Here is a 20,859-nt window from a genome sequence, read left to right on the forward strand (position 1 = left end):
GCCTCCCCAATCTTGGTTGGGTAATTTAATATAAGTAGGGTTGAGGTAGGTGAGACGGTAATGCCTCACCTAAGTCGATTTATTTTTTAGCTATAAATCAAGTAACGAGAAACTAGTAAGCAGTTGGATCTGCTGTTTCTTCTGTCACTTCTAATGTATTCAAAAGATTAGTCAGTAGGCTTGAAGCACCAAAACGGTAGTGCATGTTATCAGCCCAATCGCCACCTAAAATATCATCAGCCATTGCTAGGTATGCTTGTGCATCTTCAGCAGTACGAACGCCGCCAGCAGGCTTAAAGCCAACTGTTTTAGCTACGCCCATATCACGAATTACTTCTAGCATCATGCGTGCGTATTCAGGTGTTGCGTTAACTGGCACTTTGCCTGTTGATGTTTTAATGAAATTAGCGCCTGCTTCAATACAGATTTGAGAGGCTTTTTTGATCAATACTTCTTCTTTTAGCTCACCCGTTTCGATGATTACTTTAAGCAGAACATCACCACACGCTTCTTTACACTGTTTAACCAGTTCAAAACCAACTGTTTCGTCACCAGCAATCAATGCACGGTATGGGAATACCACATCAACTTCATCTGCGCCGTAAGCAACAGCGGCTTTCGTTTCTGCAACTGCGATAGCGATATCGTCATTACCGTGTGGGAAGTTAGTTACTGTTGCGATACGCACTTCTGGTGTGCCTTGCTCGCGCAGCGTTTTCTTAGCGATAGGAACGAAACGTGGGTAAATACAAACTGCTGCGGTATTGCCTACTGCTGTTTTTGCATTTTTACAAAGTGCAATTACTGCTTCGTCTGTATCATTATCGTTAAGCGTCGTTAAATCCATTAATTGTAATGCACGTAGTGCCGCTGCTTTTAAATCGCTCATTGTTATCTCCAAAATAGAATAAATTCTTTGATAGTTTTGCTGTTCATATATTTAAGTTCAACAGCAAATGAGCGGACTTGATTCCCTGAAGACTTGAGCAAAACAACGCTCAATCAATATCCATTTTGCCGCCAGTACTTACTCATGAAATGAATAAATACCGCTTTAACGTCTCATCATGAGACACCGTTGAAACATGATTCATCTTATCAATACTTCGTCAGAGGCACTAGTGAAACCATGTTTCCATATAAAGACACTTAGATTATGAAAAGAAACGCTCAATAATCCATTGATACCCCACAGCGCCAAGATAAACACCGACGATACCCATAACGCCAGATAATACTGGAGGTGCCGGAATTGGTAATTTAATTGCTGAAAAAACAACACCAACAATCAAACCAGCAAAGACTGATAACAAAACTTCATTCAACATAATCCACTCTCAAGTTACTTTTTGTGTATGCATTAAATGTAGTTTAGTTTTCAAACTCTAACAGTCTTTCTCCTTGCTATGGGTCTCATTATATCAAGATTAACCCAAGGGAATGTTTCTAGCTGGTAACGCAATCGGTTTGCATCTCAAACTTTTTGCATAAAAAATGTGAAATGCATTTATTCCCACATCACTAATTTTAATTTAATAACAAGCATAAAAAAACCCGCAATAAATGCGGGTTTTTAGGTATCTAACTTACTTTATAACGATTATAGAGATAAGAATAGACCTGCGATTGTTGCAGACATTAGGTTTGATAATGTACCAGCAGCAACAGCTTTCATACCCATCTTAGCGATGTCATGACGACGTTCAGGAGCAAGACTACCTAAACCACCAAGTAAGATTGCTACAGAAGAAAGGTTAGCAAAACCACATAGTGCGAATGAAATGATTGCTTTCGTCTTCTCAGACATTTCAACGCCAGTTTGTGCAACTAACATGCCGCCATCAGCAACGTCTTTTAGGTAAGGTGCAAAGTTTAAGTAAGCAACGAATTCGTTAACTACTAATTTTTGACCTAAGAACGAACCTGCAACTGTCGCTTCTTCCCACGGCACACCGATTAAGAAAGCAACTGGCGCGAATACGTAACCAAGAATAAGCTCTAGCGTAATTTCTGGCATACCGAACCAACCACCAACACCACCTAGGATACCGTTGATTAGCGCGATTAGACCGATGAAAGCAAGAAGCATTGCACCTACGTTTAACGCAAGTTGCATACCTGTTGCAGCACCTGCAGCAGCAGCATCGATTACGTTAGCTGGCTTGTCATCGCCTTTTTGCTCTAAAGCATCAAATTGATCAACAGGCGTTTCTGTTTCTGGTTTCATGATTTTAGCAAACAGAAGGCCACCTGGTGCAGCCATGAATGATGCCGCGATTAAGTACTCTAGAGGAACGCCCATAGAAGCATAACCAGCAAGTACACCACCAGCAACAGAAGCTAGACCACCACACATTACTGCAAACAATTCAGATTGAGTCATTTTTGGAATGAATGGACGAACTACTAGAGGCGCTTCTGTTTGACCTACGAAAATATTCGCAGTAGCAGATAGAGATTCCGCACGAGAAGTGCCTAGTGCTTTTTGAAGAGCTCCCCCTAAGAAGTTGATAACTACTTGCATGATTCCTAAGTAGTAAAGAACCGCTGTTAGTGAAGCGAAGAATACGATGACAGGAAGAACACGCAGTGCGAAGATGAAACCGCCGCCGCCAAATAATTCAAACATTTTACCCGATACTAGGCCACCGAATAAGAATTCGATACCAGTGTTACCGTAGTTTATTACATTAGCAACCGCTTCAGATGCACCTAAAAGTACATCACGCCCCACTGGTACATAAAGTATGAATGCACCTAAAAGAAATTGAATGGCAAAAGCGCCACCGACAGTACGTAGATTGATTGCTTTGCGGTTATCAGATAGAAGTACTGCAAAAGCAAGCAGTGCTACAATCCCAACCAAGCTCATTAACAGGCTCATAGTTAAAAGTTTCCCTAAAATTGATTGTTGGCGTGTTTCAAATTAGCGGGGGCGATTATACTCACTGAAGCACCTATAAAGTAATGCTGTTGTCACATATTCGCCGTCCGTACATCATGCATTCACTCATAATTGTGAGCTTTATCACTAGTTAAAATCTAAAGATTCATCAATTGCACCTAAAGTAATGACAAATAACTCAAATCCCAAACAAAGAGGTGGTATTTTTATAAACAACATTTGCAATCGATTGCTTTGATTCTTTTCTAATCACAGATAAATAATCGCACAAATTTGCGACTTTATCTGGCGTATTTATCTTGCCTTGAAATCCACTCAATGGCATATCAGGAGAATCAGTTTCGAGTAAAATCTTATCAAGTGGAATTTGAGCTATTGCATTCTTTGTCTTAATGGCTCGTTCATAACTGATCACCCCACCAACACCGATATAAAACCCTAGTTGAATGAACTGTTCTGCTTGTTGAAAGCTACCACTAAAACCATGGATAACTCCTCCTTTTTTTAATTTCATCCCTCGTAATATTTTTAAAATAGCATCGTGACTTTTTCGACTGTGGATAATTAAAGGAAGTTGATACTGCTTAGCTAGTAAACACTGCTCTCGAAACACATAAATTTGGGCCTCCCTATCACAGTCAGGGGCCCAGAAATCTAAGCCGCACTCACCAATAGCAACACATTTCTCTCGGTGCTCTTGCAAGGATTGCTTTAAAAGATCAATCTCATTCTGATAATCATTAGAAATAAATAGAGGATGAATACCCAATGCATAATAAATCGATGAATGTTGTTGCGATAACGACAGAACACGAACCCAATTCGATTTATTTACACTAGGGACAATAAACTTAATTACGCCTTTCTCTTGAGCTTTTTGAAGGTAATAAGATTCATTGTCAGCAAACGGAGAGAAGTCTAAATGACAATGAGAGTCGATAAATTCAACGGACATCACTCATCCTCTTTCTTATATGGCATACAACTACGTTTATTCTCAGGCGTTAAACCAAGAGAGTTGCACCAAGCATCATACTTTTTTATCCATTGCTTAATTACATCCCACATAAAAGATCCTTATTATTTTTATATCGACAACATCAACTTAGCTTAATTACTTCTCAGATAACTATAGATACAAAAACGGAGTCCGTTAAGACTCCGTTGTTTATTTTTTAATGATCACACAAATTAGTGTTCACGTGTTGCTCTAAATTGAACATCAGGGAAACGCTCAGATGCTAAATTCAAATTAACCATTGTAGGTGCAATATACGTTAAGTTATTGCCACCATCTAACGCTAGGTTAGTTTGGTTTTTACGTTGGAAGTCATCCATCATCTTACCGTCAGTACATTCAACCCAACGAGCCGTTGCTACACTGATACCTTCATAGATTGCTTCTACGTTATATTCAGATTTCAAACGAGAAACAACCACATCAAACTGAAGTACACCAACCGCACCTACAATCAAATCATTGTTTTGTAGTGGACGGAATACTTGTACCGCGCCTTCTTCAGAAAGTTGAACAAGACCCTTAAGCAATTGCTTTTGCTTTAATGGATCTTTTAGGCGAATACGACGGAACAGTTCAGGGGCAAAGTTTGGAATACCTGAGAATTTTAAACTCTCACCTTGTGTGAATGTATCACCGATTTGAATCGTACCGTGGTTATGTAGACCGATAATATCACCCGCATACGCCGTCTCAGCACGAGAGCGATCTCCTGCCATGAAGGTTACTGCATCAGAAATACTAACGCTCTTACCTGTACGAACGTGGTTCATTTTCATACTTTGAGTATAAGTACCTGACACGATACGCATAAAAGCTATACGGTCACGGTGCTTAGGATCCATGTTTGCTTGGATCTTAAATACAAAGCCTGAGAATTTTTCTTCTGTTGCTTCAACTGGACGCTCTACTGCTTCACGTGTTTGTGGAGCTGGAGCCCAATCGGTTAGACCTTCTAGCATATGGTCAACGCCAAAGTTACCTAGTGCAGTACCAAAGTAAACAGGTGTTAACTCACCAGCAAGGAAAAGTTCAAGATCAAATTCAGGGCAAGCACCCATCACTAATTCTAACTCTTCACGTACGCTTGCAGCCAATTCGGCACCAACCGCTACATCTAACTCAGGGTTATCAAGACCTTTAATTGTACGAACTTCTTGAATTTCATGGCCATGGCCTGATTCATATAAGATCGTTTCATCACGATGAATGTGATAAACACCTTTAAATTCTTTACCACAACCAATCGGCCATGAAATAGGAGCACAAGCCATTCCTAGCTCGCTTTCTACTTCATCAAGCACTTCCATTGGGTCACGTACTTCACGGTCTAATTTGTTCATAAACGTAACGATAGGTGTATCACGTAGGCGTGTTACTTCCATCAATTTACGAGTACGATCTTCGACACCTTTAGCGGCATCGATAACCATTAGGCATGAATCTACTGCCGTTAGTGTACGGTAAGTATCTTCCGAGAAATCTTCGTGTCCAGGAGTATCAAGAAGGTTAACAAGACAACCATTAAATGGAAATTGCATTACCGACGTAGTTACCGAGATACCACGTTCTTTTTCCATTTCCATCCAGTCTGATTTTGCGTGCTGGTTTGAACCACGACCTTTTACGGTACCCGCTTTTTGAATCGCGTTTCCGAATAATAATACTTTTTCAGTAATGGTTGTTTTACCCGCATCCGGGTGAGAAATGATGGCAAACGTTCTGCGTTTACCCACTTCTTGTAAAAAAGACATAAGCGTTGATAATCCTGTAAGATTTCAGAAAGGATGTAAATTAGGCGAGATTATACTCAAAGACGTTCATTATCTAAAGCGCCGAATTAAAAGAATATATAACTCATGATAATGGCGTCTTCCTTACCATTAGCTGTTGGGTAGTAATCGTGGCGTCGAGTCACTTCATTAAACCCTTCAGATTCATACAAAGAAATTGCTTTTACGTTACTTTCGCGTACCTCAAGCCAAGCAGACTCTGCACTTTGCTCCATACACATATCTATAAAAAACTCAGTCAATTTACGACCAAATCCTTTTCTTTGATATGCAGGATCAATAGCAATATTAAGTAAAGTAACCTCTCCCACCACGTTTTGAGCATAAAAATAGCCCACAACTTGATCGTTTTCTAACATCACTCGATGTTGTGCACAACGACTATTTAGATCTCGGATCATCGATTCTGCCCAAGGGTGCGAATGTGCCGCTCTTTCAATTCGCCAAATATCATCTAGATGAGAATCAGAAATGCATTGAATATTAATCGTCATAAGAACAAATTTGTCGCCATAAATCGCGTCGTGATTGAGTATTGGTGTGCATATCAAATAAAGGAGGTGAGCTTAATGTTTGCACGCCTTCTAACTCAGTAATAGGGACACCTGAAAACCAACACCATTTTAAATGGTGTTCAGCTACATATTCTAACGACTCAGAAGGAAGAAATAACGCCTGCTCTGGTAAGAGTTTCATACTCGCAAGAACTTTACCAAATAGGAAAGCATCACGCTCAGTAGGAACAGAAGAAGCGATAAATAATAACTGACAAGTTTCAGACAATGATATTGTACTGTTTTTTAATGCTGCGAAATATTCAGTTTGTCTGACTTGCCAAACAGAAATATCCATTTCATTTAAAAACTGTAACGCTTGTTTTGGCATCTCAATTCACCTGTCAATTTAAGGGTTGGGATATTACCAATATTCTAGAACGGATGCCACTTGAAGTGTCTTAAATAATAAACAGTTCGTTGATTTTACACCCACCTGACTTTGGCATGTATTCATCTTATAGACTCTTCAGCCCTTTTGATTTTAGGCTATGTAGATGAAAAAAAAACTACTTACAGTTGCTGGTATTTGTTCATTACTGGCAATTCTATTACTGGTCTTACTCATTAATGTTATGTCGTTAAATTCTGCTTATGCTAGTGAAAATGAATGGGTTTTAATTAGCGATAAAGTGGTTAATTTTGAACAAGAAGCAGATACCGTCGAACCCATTGCTTTTATTAGTCAAAGAGCATTTTCGAAAATAAAAATAAAATGTATTCAAGGTGCTGTAAATATTAAAAGTATAAACGTCACAATGAGTGATGGTTCAAATAAAAAACTAAAAACAGTAGATAATTTGACGAAAGGAATGTCAACAAGAGCCTATACACTTCCAAGCTCAGACACCGCAAAGTTTGACCGACTAGGGCTAGAATATAGAAGTAGGGGTAATCTTACTTTAAATGCAGCAGGAGTCGTCAAAAAAGCAAAAATAGAAGTTTGGGGATTAAAATGATAGTTTAAAAATGAATGCTCATTATTGAAATGAGCATTTTATTAATACGTTACAATAAATCAAATTCAGGACAATATTCAATAAGGCCTGCTTTTCCTTCAAGAAATTCAGGAGAGCACGCTTTTATCATAAATGCACCTTCAGGTGCTTCCCACTTGCACTTCATATTGTATTGATTCGCAGACTCAAAACCAAAGCGATGGTAATAAGCGGGGTCACCTAATACTACCGATACTGGATAACCAAGCTCCGCTAGGGTTTCTAATCCTTCATTCACTAAAGACTGAGCTATACCTTGTTTCTCAAATTCTTTTTTTACACACAAAGGCGCAAGCCCTTGCCAATTAAAATCATCACCGTTAAGCGTTACTGGGCTAAAAAGGCAATGGCCAATCACTTCACCGTCATCGGTACACGCAACTAACGACAATGTTAAATGACTATTTTCACGTAAAGACATCACTAACTGAGCTTCTGCTTCAGTCTCAAATGTCTCACGAACCAATAGATCAATCGTTAAAATATCCGCAGGAGCTTCAGTTCTAATAAGCATTTATCGTCTCTTTCGCTTCAGGCTTTTGCAAACCTTGTTGGACAAAATTAGCCAACGTCATTAATGCTTGGTTTAAAGGTTTTGGTAATGAATCAAGCTCAACACTGTCCATTAAGTTTTTCACTTCAAGCCCAAGCTCTGTATCACCTTCAATTTTTAGGCGTCGTTGAAAAAACAAAGTGTCAGGATCTTCTTTACGGCCAGCAATTAAAATTAAATCATTCAGCGGACCACTAAAGCTAACATCTTCTTTTTCAGCTTTATTGGAGACTATCAGTTTTTCATCTTGATAACTGATAAACCAGTGCAATTCGAGATCAAGAATTGAAACTTTTAACCACTTATCTTCCAAAAATTCAAAATCACCATCTTCAAGTGCTTCGTGAAAGACTTGTTTTAATCCTTCGAGTAATACCTTTTGTTGCATTGAAACAGGAACTAATTTTGCAGGTACTTTGAGAACTGATGCTGCATTTTCTACTAGTTTTGAACGAATTTGATTAATCACGCTTAATTTCCATTACATTTGGTCGATAACTGTAAGCAAGTATAAATTGATTGTCCGATATCTAACCTGTTTCTTATCAAAAAAAGTACTTATTACAATTTAGGGTAGAAAATAGGGATTCATTCAATGTATATTTTATCGTTCGACTTATAAATACTAATAATTATTACTAATTCTGGAAGTTATTTGTCTTCTTTACTAAAAAGCGGTAACACTATGTCACTTTCTCAAATACAACATTGGCTTCCTTTGCTAACAGATAACAGTCCATTTCTGTTTGCTATTTTGGACACGGACCATAACTACGTTACCGTTAATAATCGTTACTGTGAGATCAGTGGATTAAACCGGGAAGAATTATGTGGACGTTCTGACTCTGAGGTTTTAGGCGCACATTTTTATGCCTCTCTCAGACCTTATTATTGCCGAGCCTTAAATGGTGAAAAAATTGAAGCTGAAATCACGTTAGACGACCATCGTTTTGATACCAGTCTTCATTTTAGTTTGTTCCCAATAGAGCAAGACAATAACACTTACATTGTCTTTCATGCCGTAGATACCTCTGAGCGCCAGCAATTACTTAATTCTTTAAAAGAAAGTGAATCAAAATACCAAAAATTAACAGAGCTTCTTAATGATTCTGTCTTTTTAATTGAAGGCGACATCATTGTTTCTGCTAATACTGCATCAGCAAAGATGCTTGGTTTTAATAAACCAGCCGAATTTATTGGCGAAAGTATTGAACAACTATTAATTTCAAGTAATAAAACCCACTCTCTATCTGAAGTCATTGCTAATTTAGCCTCAGAACAACAACTCACAGTAAGAACGACTGTCAATTGTGGCATTCAAGCTGAGTTACTCTTAACCGTTGAAAAAACACTTATTTTAGGCAGCCCTGCTCACCTTGTTATTTTAAAAGAACATAAGAAACAACTTGCAACAACCAATCAAATGGCAGTTTCTCAAGTTGATTTACTGACAGGGATATATAACCGACACGGCTTTACTCATGTCATAGAAAAGATGATAAAAGAAAACATTCCTTTTTTCATGCTCTACTTAGACATTGATAACTTCAAGAATATTAATGATTCTTTAGGCCACCACATCGGCGATCGTGTATTAAAAGAGATCTCGACTCGTCTACAAAAGCTATTACCAAAACACGCCATTGTTGGGCATTTAGGTGGCGATGAATTTGGCATCCTATTTCCAAAGCCTGAACATAACCAAATTCTTGACCAACTCTCAGATAAAATCATCAAGTTAATCAATCAACCTTTTGACTTAGTTCACTTCTCTAAACGATTAGCTTGCTCTATTGGTAGCGTTCAATACCCTATTGATGGGACTGATGCTCGTAGCTTATTACAAAACGCTGATACCGCTATGTATGAAGCAAAAGATCGTGGCCGAAACCGTTTGATTAAATTCCACGACCAAATGAACAAAGAAGCAAGAATGCGATTATGGCTAGAGATCGAACTTCAAAAGGCATTGCAAAATAATGGATTAGAAGTGTGGTACCAACCAAAAGTCAGTGCCCGTGATTTTAGAATTAATGGCGCAGAAGCGCTTGTTCGATGGAAACATCCTGTAGAGGGTTACATCAGTCCTGCTCGCTTTATCCCTGTAGCTGAACGCTCTGGTTTAATTGAAACCTTAGGCAAAGTGGTAATGCGTGAAGTTTTCCAAACGGTAAAAGAATGGAAAATTCAAGGGATCTTGCCTGGCCGAATCGCGATTAATTTATCTCCGGCACAATTCGGTAACCCTCAATTAATTGAATACATGGAACGGCTACTAAAAACAACTCAAGTAGACCCTAATTGCATCACTTTAGAGCTGACAGAAAGTGCCGTAATGAGCGATGGTGAACACGCGATTCAAATGCTTGATGCAATTAAGAAATTAGGTTTTACACTCTCTATCGATGATTTCGGTACTGGCTATTCTTCATTAGCCTATCTTGCTCGTTTCCCACTTGATGAATTAAAAATTGACCGTGGCTTCATTAGTGAAATTGACACATTACCGAAACAAATTACCATTATAGAAAATGTCATAAACTTAGGTAAAAACCTAAACATGGATATCGTAGCAGAAGGTGTTGAAACAAGACAACAAGCAATGCTTCTCTCTAGTTTAAACTGTGATTCCATTCAAGGATTCCACTTCTACAAACCTCAACCGAAACATGAGATTGAATCGTTATTAGTACAAAATAAACGTTCAAGATAATCAAATAATAGAGGGTTTAACACCTAGAATAAAACTACTTCTTTCTAGGTATTACAGCCTCTTAAATAGCAATAATTAGCATTTAACCCTACTCAACTACAACTCTTTATTTAAGTAACAAAACAACTAAAAACCTGCCTTAAATCAAGTTTCAAAATTATCTTATCATTATCATAGAGCATCAGATTTTTGTAACTAGGTATTCTTATGGAACTCCTCTGCCCAGCTGGTAACTTACCTGCTCTAAAAACCGCCATTGATTGCGGTGCCGATGCCGTTTATATCGGTTTTAAAGACGATACAAATGCTCGCCATTTTGCAGGCTTAAACTTTACAGGTAAAAAACTTGAAAAGGCAGTGCAATACGTTCATGACAACAATAAGCATATTCACGTTGCTTTAAATACATTTGCTCATCCAGATGGATTTAGCCGTTGGACAAAAGCGGTGGATAATGCGGCAGCAATGGGAATTGACGCATTAATCATTTCAGATATTGGCGTATTAGAATATGCCGCAAACGCATACCCAGATTTAGAGCTACACTTATCCGTTCAAGCTTCGGCTACCAACGTTGCTGCGATTGATTTCTATAAGAAAAATTTCAATATTAAACGTGTAGTTTTGCCACGAGTTCTTTCAATCCATCAGGTAAAGCAACTATCGCGTAACTTAACTTCTGATGTTGATTTAGAGGTGTTTGCGTTTGGTAGCTTATGTATCATGTCTGAAGGTCGTTGTTACCTATCCTCATACATGACGGGTGAATCACCAAATACGGTTGGTGCTTGCTCTCCAGCTAAATATGTTCGCTGGCAAGAAACAGAAAATGGTCTAGAATCTCGTTTAAATAACATTCTTATTGACCGCTACGGTAAAGGTGAAAACGCAGGTTACCCTACCCTTTGTAAAGGTCGCTTCGATGTAGAAGGAAAAACATTCCATGCATTAGAAGAGCCTACAAGCTTAAACACCTTATCTCTGGTTCCTGAACTATTTGCTGCTAATGTGGCATCAGTGAAAATTGAAGGCCGTCAACGCAGCCCTGCATACGTAGAGCAAGTCACTCGCACTTGGCGTGCTGCGATTGATCGCTGCAAATCAACCCCTGAAAGTTATTCTGTTGAACCTAAATGGGATGCGACATTAGCAAACGTATCAGAAGGGACTCAAACGACCCTTGGTGCTTATCATAAGAAGTGGCAATAGGAGAACATCATGAAATACTCATTAGGTCCACTCTTATACTTTTGGTCTAAAGAAAACATTGAATCTTTTTATCAAAAAGCGATAAACAGCGAAACTGACATTATTTATTTAGGCGAGAGTGTTTGTTCAAAACGCCGAGAAATGAAACCTAAAGACTGGTTTGCGATTGCCAAAGATATTTCAAGTTCAGGCAAGCAAGTTGTACTTTCAACCATGGCGTTGTTAGAAGCTCCAAGTGAAGTCAATGCGATGAAAAAATACATTGATAACGGTGATTTCATTATTGAAGCTAACGATGTATCTGCGATTCAATTGGCTTCAGAAAGTAAAGTTCCTTTTGTCGTCGGTCCTGCAGTTAACTGTTACAACGCTCAAACGCTCAATTTATTTTTAAAACAGGGTATGACTCGTTGGTGTATGCCCGTTGAGTTATCTCGTGAGTGGCTACAGAATGTTCTACTTCAATGCGATGATTTAGGCATTAAGGGAAAATTTGAAACTGAAGTATTCAGTTATGGCTATCTGCCATTAGCCTATTCTGCTCGATGCTTTACTGCTAGAGCTGAAAATAAACCAAAAGATGAATGCGGGACTTGTTGTATCAAATACCCTAATGGTATTACGGTTAACAGCCAAGAAGGACAAGAAGTCTTTACATTAAACGGAATTCAAACTCAATCAGGCTACTGCTATAACTTAATCAATGACTTACCAAGCATGAATGAACTAGTTAATGTGGTTCGTTTAAGTCCATTAAGCGTTGAAACATTCAGTGAAGTCTCTAAGTTTAAAGCTAATGAAGCCAGTACTGAAAAATTTGCATTAAAAGATGCACGTCAATGCAATGGCTATTGGCACAACATTGCAGGGTTAGATGTTCAAATTTAATTCATATGTACTGTAAATAAAAAAAAGCCCTTACTTACTTTAAGTCAGGGCTTTTGATTCAAAAAATAATCTCAATTTATTCGCTTAGCGCTTCTTCTTTTAACGCTTCTTTTTCAATACCTTCAGATACAGCAGTTTCTTTAGCTTCTAATGCTTGCTGCTCTTTTATTTTCTGTTCTTGTAATTCACGTAATGATTGATAGATCTTTCCTAATTCAACAAACGAATAGCGGTGCTCAACAAATTCATAGACATTACCTGCCATTGCTAATTTATACAGAGCAATTGCACTTGGGTAATCACCATCATGCTGGTAGCCTTTCGCTAAATAAAAATAACCTTCGGTTAATTTCTGAGCTAACTCCACGTTATTACGAGTCGTGGTTAGTAACTTATTAAAAAACTCATCTTCAGTTGTCTCTTTTAGAATCAGGCCTGCAAGATCCCACCCAAAATCATCATCTGTACGTTGTTGATATTGAACTTTGAATTCTTCCGTTGCCGCTAATGGGTCAACTTCAAGGCCAATCCAATATAACCAAATCGCACGATAAGGGTCTGTTGGCGCATCATTATAATGCTTTCTTGCTATCTCATACGCTTGGTCATAACGTTCACCATAATAAAGAGCAATCGCTAAATTTCGCTCTGCAAATTGATTACTAGGATCAAGTTCTAATGCTGAATCTAACGCTTCATAAGCCCCATCAAAATCAGTATTCTGCGTGTAATACACACCCAAAATATTAAATACATCACTTTGATCTGGCTTCAAGTTTAAAGATTGAGTGAAATCAACACGAGCTAAATCACGTAATCCCAGACTATCATTAATTAACCCGCGTTCATAAAACATTTTAGCTCGGGTTATATCATCAACATCTGGACGCAGTAATAGTTGATCCAAACGAGAGCGTTGTATCTCCTGCTGAATACTTGCTTGCAAAGGTACCGCCATTGGAGGGGAAACCCATCCAGAAGTGTTACTTGTTGATGCACAACCTGATAACACCATAACTACGCCAACTAAGGCTACTCGAATCCAATTCACTCATTTTCTCCTATGATAAGCTGACTTCTTCTAACTGTAGTTAAAAGAAAAGGGAGCATTTCTGCTCCCTTTATAACACGCTTTATATTAAAAGACTGTAATCAATAAGATTATTCTGCGTCTTTTGCTTCAGCAGCAGGTGCTGGGTTTAGCTCAGCATTTGCTTCTTTAATACTTAGACGAATACGGCCTTGACGGTCGATTTCTAGTACTTTAGTTTTCACTTCTTGACCAACTTGTAGGTGATCAGCCACTTTCTCTATGCGCTCTTCAGCGATTTGAGAAATGTGTACTAGACCTTCTTTAGGACCAAGAACCGTTACGAACGCACCGAAATCTACGATACGCATAACTTTACCTGTGTAGATCTTACCCACTTCAACTTCAGCAGTAATTTCTTCGATACGACGGATAGCTTCTTTAGCAGCAGCACCTTCAGTCGCAGCGATTTTGATAGTACCGTCGTCTTCGATTTCGATAGTTGTACCAGTCTCTTCACAAAGAGCACGGATAACTGCACCACCTTTACCGATAACATCTTTGATCTTATCAGAGCTGATTTTCATTGTGTGGATACGTGGAGCGAACTCAGAGATATCTTCACGAGCACCAGAGATTGCTTCATCCATAACAGTAAGGATGTGCTTACGCGCACCTTGTGCTTGGTTTAGAGCGATCTGCATGATCTCTTTAGTAATACCTTCGATTTTGATGTCCATTTGAAGAGCAGTAATACCTTCGTTAGTACCCGCTACTTTAAAGTCCATGTCACCTAGGTGATCTTCGTCGCCAAGGATGTCAGAAAGAACAACGAAATCGTCGCCTTCTTTAACAAGACCCATTGCGATACCAGCAACAGATGCTTTAATTGGAACACCAGCATCCATAAGTGCTAGAGAAGTACCACATACAGAAGCCATTGAAGATGAACCGTTAGATTCAGTGATTTCCGATACTACACGTACTGTGTATGGGAATTCTTCAACAGAAGGCATAACCGCTTGGATACCGCGCTTAGCTAATTTACCGTGACCAATTTCACGACGCTTAGGTGAACCAACAAAACCAGTCTCACCTACACAGTATGGAGGGAAGTTGTAGTGTAGAAGGAAGTGATCTTTCTTCTCACCCATTAGGCTATCGATGATTTGTGCATCACGTTGTGTACCAAGCGTTGCAGTAACAAGTGCTTGAGTTTCACCACGAGTGAATAGAGAAGAACCGTGTGTACGCGGAAGAACACCTGTACGTACGTCTAGCGCACGAACCATGTCTTTTTCACGACCATCGATACGTGGGTGACCAGCAATGATGCGGCTACGTACAACGTTTTTCTCTAGAGAACCAAGCATGCCGCGGATTTCGCGCTCGTCTAGTTCTTCATTTTGAGCTAGAAGTGCTTCAACAGCTTCGTTTTTAATTACGCCAACTTGCTCGTAACGCGCCATTTTTTCAGTAATTTGGTACGCTTCAGAAAGACGAGTTTCTGCAAGCTCAGCGACTTGCGCTTTAAGCTCTACGTTTACTTCTGGAGCAGTCCAATCCCAAGCAGGAGTAGCTACTTCAGCAGCGAATTCGTTGATTGCTTTAATTACTACTTGTTGTTGGTCGTGACCAAATACAACAGCAGAAAGCATTTCTTCTTCAGATAGGTTGTCAGCTTCTGACTCAACCATTAATACTGCGCCTTCTGTACCAGACACAACTAGGTCTAGTTTAGAGTTTTCAAGCTCAGTGTTTGATGGGTTAAGAACTAGCTCACCATTGATGTGACCAACACGTGCTGCACCGATAGGACCATTAAATGGTACACCAGCGATAGAAAGTGCAGCAGATGTTGCGATCATTGTGATCATGTCTGGGTTTACGTCAGGGTTGATAGAAACAACCGTTGCGATAACTTGAACTTCGTTTTTAAACGCACTTGGGAAAAGTGGACGAATTGGACGGTCGATTAGACGAGCCGTTAGTGTTTCGCCTTCAGAAGGACGACCTTCACGCTTGAAGAAACCACCAGGGATTTTACCAGCAGCGTAAGTACGCTCTTGGTAGTTAACTGTTAATGGGAAGAAATCTTGACCCGGTACTGCGTCTTTTTTAGCAACAACAGAAACGAATACTGAAGTATCGTCCATGCTTGCCATAACAGCTGCAGTTGCTTGACGTGCCATTACGCCCGTCTCAAGAGTTACGGTGTGGTTACCGTACTGGAATGATTTTACGACTGGATTCGCGAACATTATTTTTCCTTTATTCTTAATAACCAAACCATTTCTGGCTGAAATTAAGAAAATTTAAGTGATAATTCAATCTATTACCAATCGCGACTAGTACAAATTTACTTAAAAAAGATAACTTGTAATAGTCGCGACCTAGTGGCCGACTTCGGTGACTGTAATAGATGAACAAAATTATAGCGTTAAAAACGCACACAGCGATTTCAACGGCCATAGTATACCCCAATTGAGGCAATATGCGAGGTTCAGAAATGAAAAAGGAGAGTTATACCAAGGGACATAATATTGCAGGTATAAAAAAAGGAGCGATAAACGCTCCTTTTCGTCAAACTGTCTTTACAGACATCGCAAATTAGCGACGTAGGCCTAGACGTTTGATTAGATCTTGGTAACGAGCAAGGTTTTTGCCTTTCAGGTAATCAAGAAGCTTACGACGGCTAGAAACCATACGTAATAGACCACGACGGCTGTGGTGATCGTGCTTGTGATTAGCAAAGTGACCTTGTAGGTGGTTGATAGAAGCAGTAAGTAGTGCTACTTGTACTTCTGGTGAACCTGTATCGTTTTCACATTGTGCGTATTCTGCAACGATTGCTGCTTTAGTTTCTGCATTCAGAGACATAATTCTCTCCTGATAAGAGTTGTTTAATATTTGTAGTAGCCAATCTCTGATTCAGCCACTACGCGAAGGGCGAATTATACGGATGAACAATAATAAAGCAATAAAAAAAGAGCAAAAACCACAAGGCATTTGCTCTTTCTTGAATGATGCAATTTACGTAGGCTTACTTATCTTCTTCGACTTCATCTCTAAAAACAACTAAACGTTTCGGAGCAACACGACCATCATTATCGATATGACCAACACCAATGAATAAACGCTCCTCACCCGATGTCATACGAACGATGCCATCTTGTGGTGCGCCAAATACTTGCACAGGTTGACCATGTAAAACATGATCAGCCAATTCTGGGATCATATTTACTTCTGGTAAATCTTGTACTGCTGAATCCATTGGCATAAGCAGTGGATCAAGCAATTCACGAGGTGCTATCTCTTCACGATGTGCTTGCTCAAGTAACGCTTCAAGATGCTCAATAGTTACCATATTTTCATATTTGTAATTTGATACACCAGTACGACGTAAGTAAGTTACGTGCGCGCCACAACCAAGCATTTCACCAAGATCATCGGTAATTGTACGGATGTAAGTACCTTTAGAACAATGTACTTCCATCTCAACTTCATGACCTTCAAAGCGGATCAATTCAATTGAGTATACCGTAATTTTACGAGACTCACGTGGTACTTCAATGCCTTCACGTGCGTATTCATACAAAGGGCGACCTTGGTGTTTTAGCGCAGAAAACATTGAAGGGATTTGATCTGTCGTACCACGGAACTTAGCAATACAACGTTCAAGCTGACCACGGTCAACTTTTACTTCACGAGTTTGAACTAATTCACCATCAGAATCGGAAGTGTTAGTACGTTCACCAAGCTTAGCAACAACGCGGTAGCGCTTATCAGAATCTAATAGAAACTGAGAGAACTTCGTCGCTTCACCAAAACATAATGGCAGCATACCAGTTGCAAGTGGATCAAGCGCGCCGGTATGACCTGCTTTTTCAGCAAAGTAAATACGTTTTACTTTTTGCAATGTATCGTTCGACGTAATTCCTGTTGGTTTATCGATTAAGATAACACCATTAACTGGACGCCCCTTACGACGACGAGCCATTACTCTTCACCTTCATCTGATTCAGTACGACCAGATTCAGCCATTTTACGCTTATCTGTGTTTACAACGTCCGACACTAAATTAGACATACGCATACCTTCAACAAGCGTATTATCGTAAGTAAAGCGAACCTCTGGCGTTAAACGATGACGAATACGTTTACCAAGCATCATTCGAACTGGCACTTCATGTTCTTTTAGTGCTGCTAGGCATGTTTCAGGCGTTTGATCACCAACACAGAAGAAAGTAACGAATACTTTTGCGTATGCAAGGTCACGAGATACTTCAACATCAGAAATGGTAACCATACCGATGCGTGAATCACGAACTTCGCGTTGTAGAATTAGAGCTAACTCTTTTTGTAATTGTTGCGACACACGTTGTGTGCGGCTAAATTCTTTTGACATATCATTTCTCACTTAGAAAGATGGGGGGCTTGGTAATTACCAGCCCCCCATGGTGTATTCAACAACCGATTACTACTTATCATTAATGATAACGTTAGTAATTATAGTCAATTAGTCAAGAGTACGTTTGATCTCAACAATTTCGAATACTTCGATTTGGTCGCCAGCGCGAACATCGTTGTAGTTTTTAACGCCGATACCACACTCGTAACCATTTTTAACTTCAGCAACGTCATCTTTAAAACGACGTAGTGATTCAAGCTCACCTTCGTAGATAACTACGTTTTCACGTAAAACACGAATTGGGTTGTTACGCTTGATTGTACCTTCAGTAACCATACAACCTGCGATAGCGCCAAGTTTAGGAGACTTAAATACTTCACGTACTTGTGCAAGACCAATGATTTCTTGACGGAACTCAGGAGCAAGCATACCGCCCATCGCTTGTTTAACTTCGTCAATCAACTGGTAGATGATTGAGTAGTAACGAAGGTCTAGGTTTTCATTTTCAATTGTACGGCGAGCTGTCGCATCAGCACGAACGTTGAAGCCTAGAAGGATTGCATTAGATGCTGCTGCAAGTGTTGCATCAGTTTCAGTAATACCACCAACACCAGAACCGATGATGTTAACTTTAACTTCATCAGTGGACAGTTTCAGTAGTGAATCAGCGATTGCTTCAACAGAACCTTGAACGTCAGCTTTAAGTACAACGTTACATTCAGCTACTTCACCAGCTTCCATGTTTGCAAACATGTTTTCTAGTTTCGCTTTTTGTTGACGAGCTAGTTTAACATCACGGAATTTACCTTGACGGTAGTTAGCAACTTCACGGGCTTTACGCTCATCACGAACAACTGTTGCTTCGTCACCTGATGCAGGAACACCAGAAAGACCAAGAATTTCTACAGGAATAGATGGACCTGCTGATTCAATGTCTTTACCGTTTTCATCGCGCATTGCACGTACACGGCCATACTCTTGACCACAAAGAACGATATCGCCTTTGTTTAGAGTACCAGATTGGACAAGAACAGTAGCTACAGGGCCACGGCCTTTATCCAGACGAGATTCAACAACAACACCTGATGCCATACCTTCTTTAACCGCAGTTAATTCAAGTACTTCAGATTGAAGAAGGATTGCTTCAAGAAGACCTTCGATATTTGTACCTTGCTTAGCAGAGATATGAACGAAGATATTCTCGCCGCCCCACTCCTCAGGAATAACGTCGTATTGAGCAAGCTCATTTTTAACGTTATCTGGATTAGCGCCTTCTTTATCGATTTTGTTTACTGCAACAATCAGAGGTACACCAGCCGCTTTTGCGTGTTGGATAGCTTCGATTGTTTGTGGCATAACACCATCATCTGCAGCAACAACAAGAACAACGATATCTGTCGCTTGAGCACCACGTGCACGCATAGCGGTAAACGCTGCGTGTCCAGGAGTATCAAGAAAAGTGATCATACCGTTGTCAGTTTCAACGTGGTATGCACCGATGTGTTGTGTAATACCACCAGCTTCCGCATCAGCAACGTGTGCACGACGGATGTAATCCAGTGTAGAAGTTTTACCGTGGTCAACGTGACCCATGATAGTAACAACTGGTGCTCGACCTTCAACCGCTGCATTGTTATCACGATCAGACAGTACTGCTTCTTCTAATTCATTTTCTTTACGAAGAACCACTTTATGGCCCATTTCTTCAGCAACTAGAGCCGCTGTTTCTTGGTCAATAACTTGGTTGATAGTCGCCATAGCGCCCATCTTCATCATAACTTTAATTACTTCAGTCGCTTTTACTGACATTTTGCTTGCCAGTTCAGAAACAACAATTGTCTCACCAATAGCAACATCTTGCTTAGCAACAGTTGCTGACTTATCAAAGCCATGCTGCATAGAAGTTGGTTTGTTTACTTGAGGCTTCTTGTTGCGACCGCCACGTTGGTTACGACCACCGCGAGGTGCTGCTTCAGCTGGTTTCGCTTTCTTCTTACGACGACGAGGCTGTTGCTCATCTTTACGGTCAGCAGCATCTTCTGCTTCACGAGCGTGAGATGAAGTTGTCACATGGTAATCTGCAGTTTTTTCAGCTGCTGATTTCTTTTGCTCTTCTTCTTTCCAACGAGCTTCATTTTCTTCAGCCAGTTTACGAGCATCTTCAACCAGTTTTGCTGCTTCTGCTTCTGCTTTACGAGTTGCTTCTTGTTCTTGACGAAGTCTTAGTTCATCAGCTTCTTTTTTTGCTTGATCATTTTTAGTAGTCATTTCTTTTTTAGCCTTTTCAGTCTCAGCTTGTTTCGCTTTTTGTTCAGCGTCACGTTTTGCTTTAACCTCTGCTTCAGCATCACGCTTAGCTTTTTCTTCCGCTTCACGTTGTGCTTTTTGTTCAACTTCGCGAATTGCAGCATCCTCTGCATCACGTTTTGCTTGCTCTTCAGCTTCTGCTTTCAGCTGCTCAGTTTTCTTCTCTTCTTCAAGTGTGCTTGCTTTTACATAAGTACGCTTTTTACGTACTTCAACTTGCACATCTTTACTTTTACCGCCAGTACCAGCAACACTTAATGTACTACGAGTCTTACGTTGAAGAGTTAGACGGGTTGGTGACGCGCTGTCATCAGCGCTACCATGCTCTTTCTTTAGGTGAACTAGCAATGATTGCTTTTCACCTTCAGAAACAAAATCGCCATCTTTTTTATTAATACCAGCATCCGAAAATTGCTGAAGTAAGCGGTCAACTGGAGTTCCAATTTCATCACTAAGTGCTTTTACCGTAAGCTTTGTCATA

Annotated in this window: 19 protein-coding genes; 4 read left to right on the plus strand and 15 right to left on the minus strand. The window is 39.8% G+C overall.

The window, feature by feature from the left end; genetic code table 11:
* Positions 1 to 112 precede the first annotated feature (112 nt).
* The 7 genes from deoC to AC2IP4_RS11220 form a co-directional block, all read right to left on the minus strand.
* Positions 113 to 889, minus strand: a complete 777-nt coding sequence (deoC, locus tag AC2IP4_RS11190; protein WP_375321814.1) for a deoxyribose-phosphate aldolase — start codon at positions 887 to 889, stop codon at positions 113 to 115.
* 265 nt (positions 890 to 1,154) lie between these two features.
* A complete protein-coding gene (locus AC2IP4_RS11195; protein ID WP_023604119.1) occupies positions 1,155 to 1,325 on the minus strand; it encodes a XapX domain-containing protein in 171 nt (56 codons plus the stop codon).
* 275 nt (positions 1,326 to 1,600) lie between these two features.
* Positions 1,601 to 2,884 carry a NupC/NupG family nucleoside CNT transporter gene (locus AC2IP4_RS11200; RefSeq protein WP_375321813.1) on the minus strand — a complete coding sequence of 428 codons (1,284 nt, stop codon included), beginning with the start codon at positions 2,882 to 2,884 and terminating at the stop codon, positions 1,601 to 1,603.
* A 199-nt stretch (positions 2,885 to 3,083) separates the two neighbouring features.
* Entirely contained in the window at positions 3,084 to 3,860 is a 777-nt protein-coding gene (locus AC2IP4_RS11205; protein ID WP_486307013.1) for a TatD family hydrolase, read from the minus strand.
* 236 nt (positions 3,861 to 4,096) lie between these two features.
* A complete protein-coding gene (prfC, locus tag AC2IP4_RS11210) occupies positions 4,097 to 5,677 on the minus strand; it encodes a peptide chain release factor 3 (protein WP_375321811.1) in 1,581 nt (526 codons plus the stop codon).
* 86 nt (positions 5,678 to 5,763) lie between these two features.
* The gene (rimI, locus tag AC2IP4_RS11215; protein ID WP_375321810.1) at positions 5,764 to 6,210 is read right to left on the minus strand and encodes a ribosomal protein S18-alanine N-acetyltransferase; all 447 of its coding nucleotides are present in this window, start codon (positions 6,208 to 6,210) and stop codon (positions 5,764 to 5,766) included.
* Complete coding sequence (locus tag AC2IP4_RS11220) at positions 6,200 to 6,601, minus strand: DNA polymerase III subunit psi (RefSeq protein ID WP_486307011.1); 402 nt, start codon at positions 6,599 to 6,601, stop codon at positions 6,200 to 6,202. The genes rimI and AC2IP4_RS11220 overlap by 11 nt, the downstream gene beginning before the upstream one ends.
* Before the next feature lie 166 nt (positions 6,602 to 6,767).
* Between AC2IP4_RS11220 and AC2IP4_RS11225 the strand changes: the two genes are divergently transcribed.
* Positions 6,768 to 7,229, plus strand: coding sequence for a hypothetical protein (locus tag AC2IP4_RS11225; RefSeq protein ID WP_486307010.1), 462 nt, complete (start codon positions 6,768 to 6,770; stop codon positions 7,227 to 7,229).
* Between the two features lie 49 nt (positions 7,230 to 7,278).
* Here AC2IP4_RS11225 and AC2IP4_RS11230 read toward each other — a convergent pair whose 3' ends face one another.
* Both AC2IP4_RS11230 and ubiT read right to left on the minus strand, forming a co-directional pair.
* Positions 7,279 to 7,782: a GNAT family N-acetyltransferase gene (locus AC2IP4_RS11230; RefSeq protein WP_486307009.1), complete on the minus strand. Its 504-nt coding sequence runs from the start codon at positions 7,780 to 7,782 to the stop codon at positions 7,279 to 7,281.
* Positions 7,772 to 8,290 (minus strand): ubiquinone anaerobic biosynthesis accessory factor UbiT, encoded by a 519-nt coding sequence (gene ubiT / locus AC2IP4_RS11235; RefSeq protein WP_486307008.1) that lies wholly within the window; start codon positions 8,288 to 8,290, stop codon positions 7,772 to 7,774. Before ubiT ends, AC2IP4_RS11230 begins: the two co-directional genes overlap by 11 nt.
* A 216-nt stretch (positions 8,291 to 8,506) precedes the next feature.
* Between ubiT and AC2IP4_RS11240 the strand changes: the two genes are divergently transcribed.
* The 3 genes from AC2IP4_RS11240 to AC2IP4_RS11250 all read left to right on the plus strand — a co-directional run bounded on the left by AC2IP4_RS11240 (position 8,507) and on the right by AC2IP4_RS11250 (position 12,631).
* Positions 8,507 to 10,534: a sensor domain-containing protein gene (locus AC2IP4_RS11240; protein ID WP_486307292.1), complete on the plus strand. Its 2,028-nt coding sequence runs from the start codon at positions 8,507 to 8,509 to the stop codon at positions 10,532 to 10,534.
* A gap of 207 nt (positions 10,535 to 10,741) precedes the next feature.
* Positions 10,742 to 11,743, plus strand: coding sequence for a ubiquinone anaerobic biosynthesis protein UbiU (gene ubiU, locus AC2IP4_RS11245; RefSeq protein ID WP_486307007.1), 1,002 nt, complete (start codon positions 10,742 to 10,744; stop codon positions 11,741 to 11,743).
* 9 nt (positions 11,744 to 11,752) lie between these two features.
* On the plus strand, positions 11,753 to 12,631 hold the full coding sequence (locus AC2IP4_RS11250) for a U32 family peptidase (protein WP_486310282.1): 879 nt from the start codon (positions 11,753 to 11,755) through the stop codon (positions 12,629 to 12,631).
* A gap of 76 nt (positions 12,632 to 12,707) precedes the next feature.
* Here AC2IP4_RS11250 and nlpI read toward each other — a convergent pair whose 3' ends face one another.
* From nlpI to infB, 6 genes are all read right to left on the minus strand, one after another.
* A complete protein-coding gene (nlpI, locus tag AC2IP4_RS11255; RefSeq protein WP_375321803.1) occupies positions 12,708 to 13,682 on the minus strand; it encodes a lipoprotein NlpI in 975 nt (324 codons plus the stop codon).
* A gap of 110 nt (positions 13,683 to 13,792) precedes the next feature.
* Positions 13,793 to 15,922, minus strand: coding sequence for a polyribonucleotide nucleotidyltransferase (gene pnp / locus AC2IP4_RS11260; protein WP_375321802.1), 2,130 nt, complete (start codon positions 15,920 to 15,922; stop codon positions 13,793 to 13,795).
* Positions 15,923 to 16,271: 349 nt separating this feature from the next.
* On the minus strand, positions 16,272 to 16,541 hold the full coding sequence (rpsO, locus tag AC2IP4_RS11265) for a 30S ribosomal protein S15 (RefSeq protein WP_130044297.1): 270 nt from the start codon (positions 16,539 to 16,541) through the stop codon (positions 16,272 to 16,274).
* A 163-nt stretch (positions 16,542 to 16,704) separates the two neighbouring features.
* Positions 16,705 to 17,661, minus strand: coding sequence for a tRNA pseudouridine(55) synthase TruB (truB, locus tag AC2IP4_RS11270; RefSeq protein ID WP_486310283.1), 957 nt, complete (start codon positions 17,659 to 17,661; stop codon positions 16,705 to 16,707).
* Entirely contained in the window at positions 17,661 to 18,068 is a 408-nt protein-coding gene (gene rbfA, locus AC2IP4_RS11275) for a 30S ribosome-binding factor RbfA (RefSeq protein WP_060992443.1), read from the minus strand. Before rbfA ends, truB begins: the two co-directional genes overlap by 1 nt.
* A 111-nt stretch (positions 18,069 to 18,179) precedes the next feature.
* The gene (gene infB, locus AC2IP4_RS11280; protein ID WP_375321799.1) at positions 18,180 to 20,858 is read right to left on the minus strand and encodes a translation initiation factor IF-2; all 2,679 of its coding nucleotides are present in this window, start codon (positions 20,856 to 20,858) and stop codon (positions 18,180 to 18,182) included.
* Position 20,859: the final 1 nt, after the last annotated feature.

It is taken from the genome of Aliivibrio thorii (assembly GCF_057368585.1).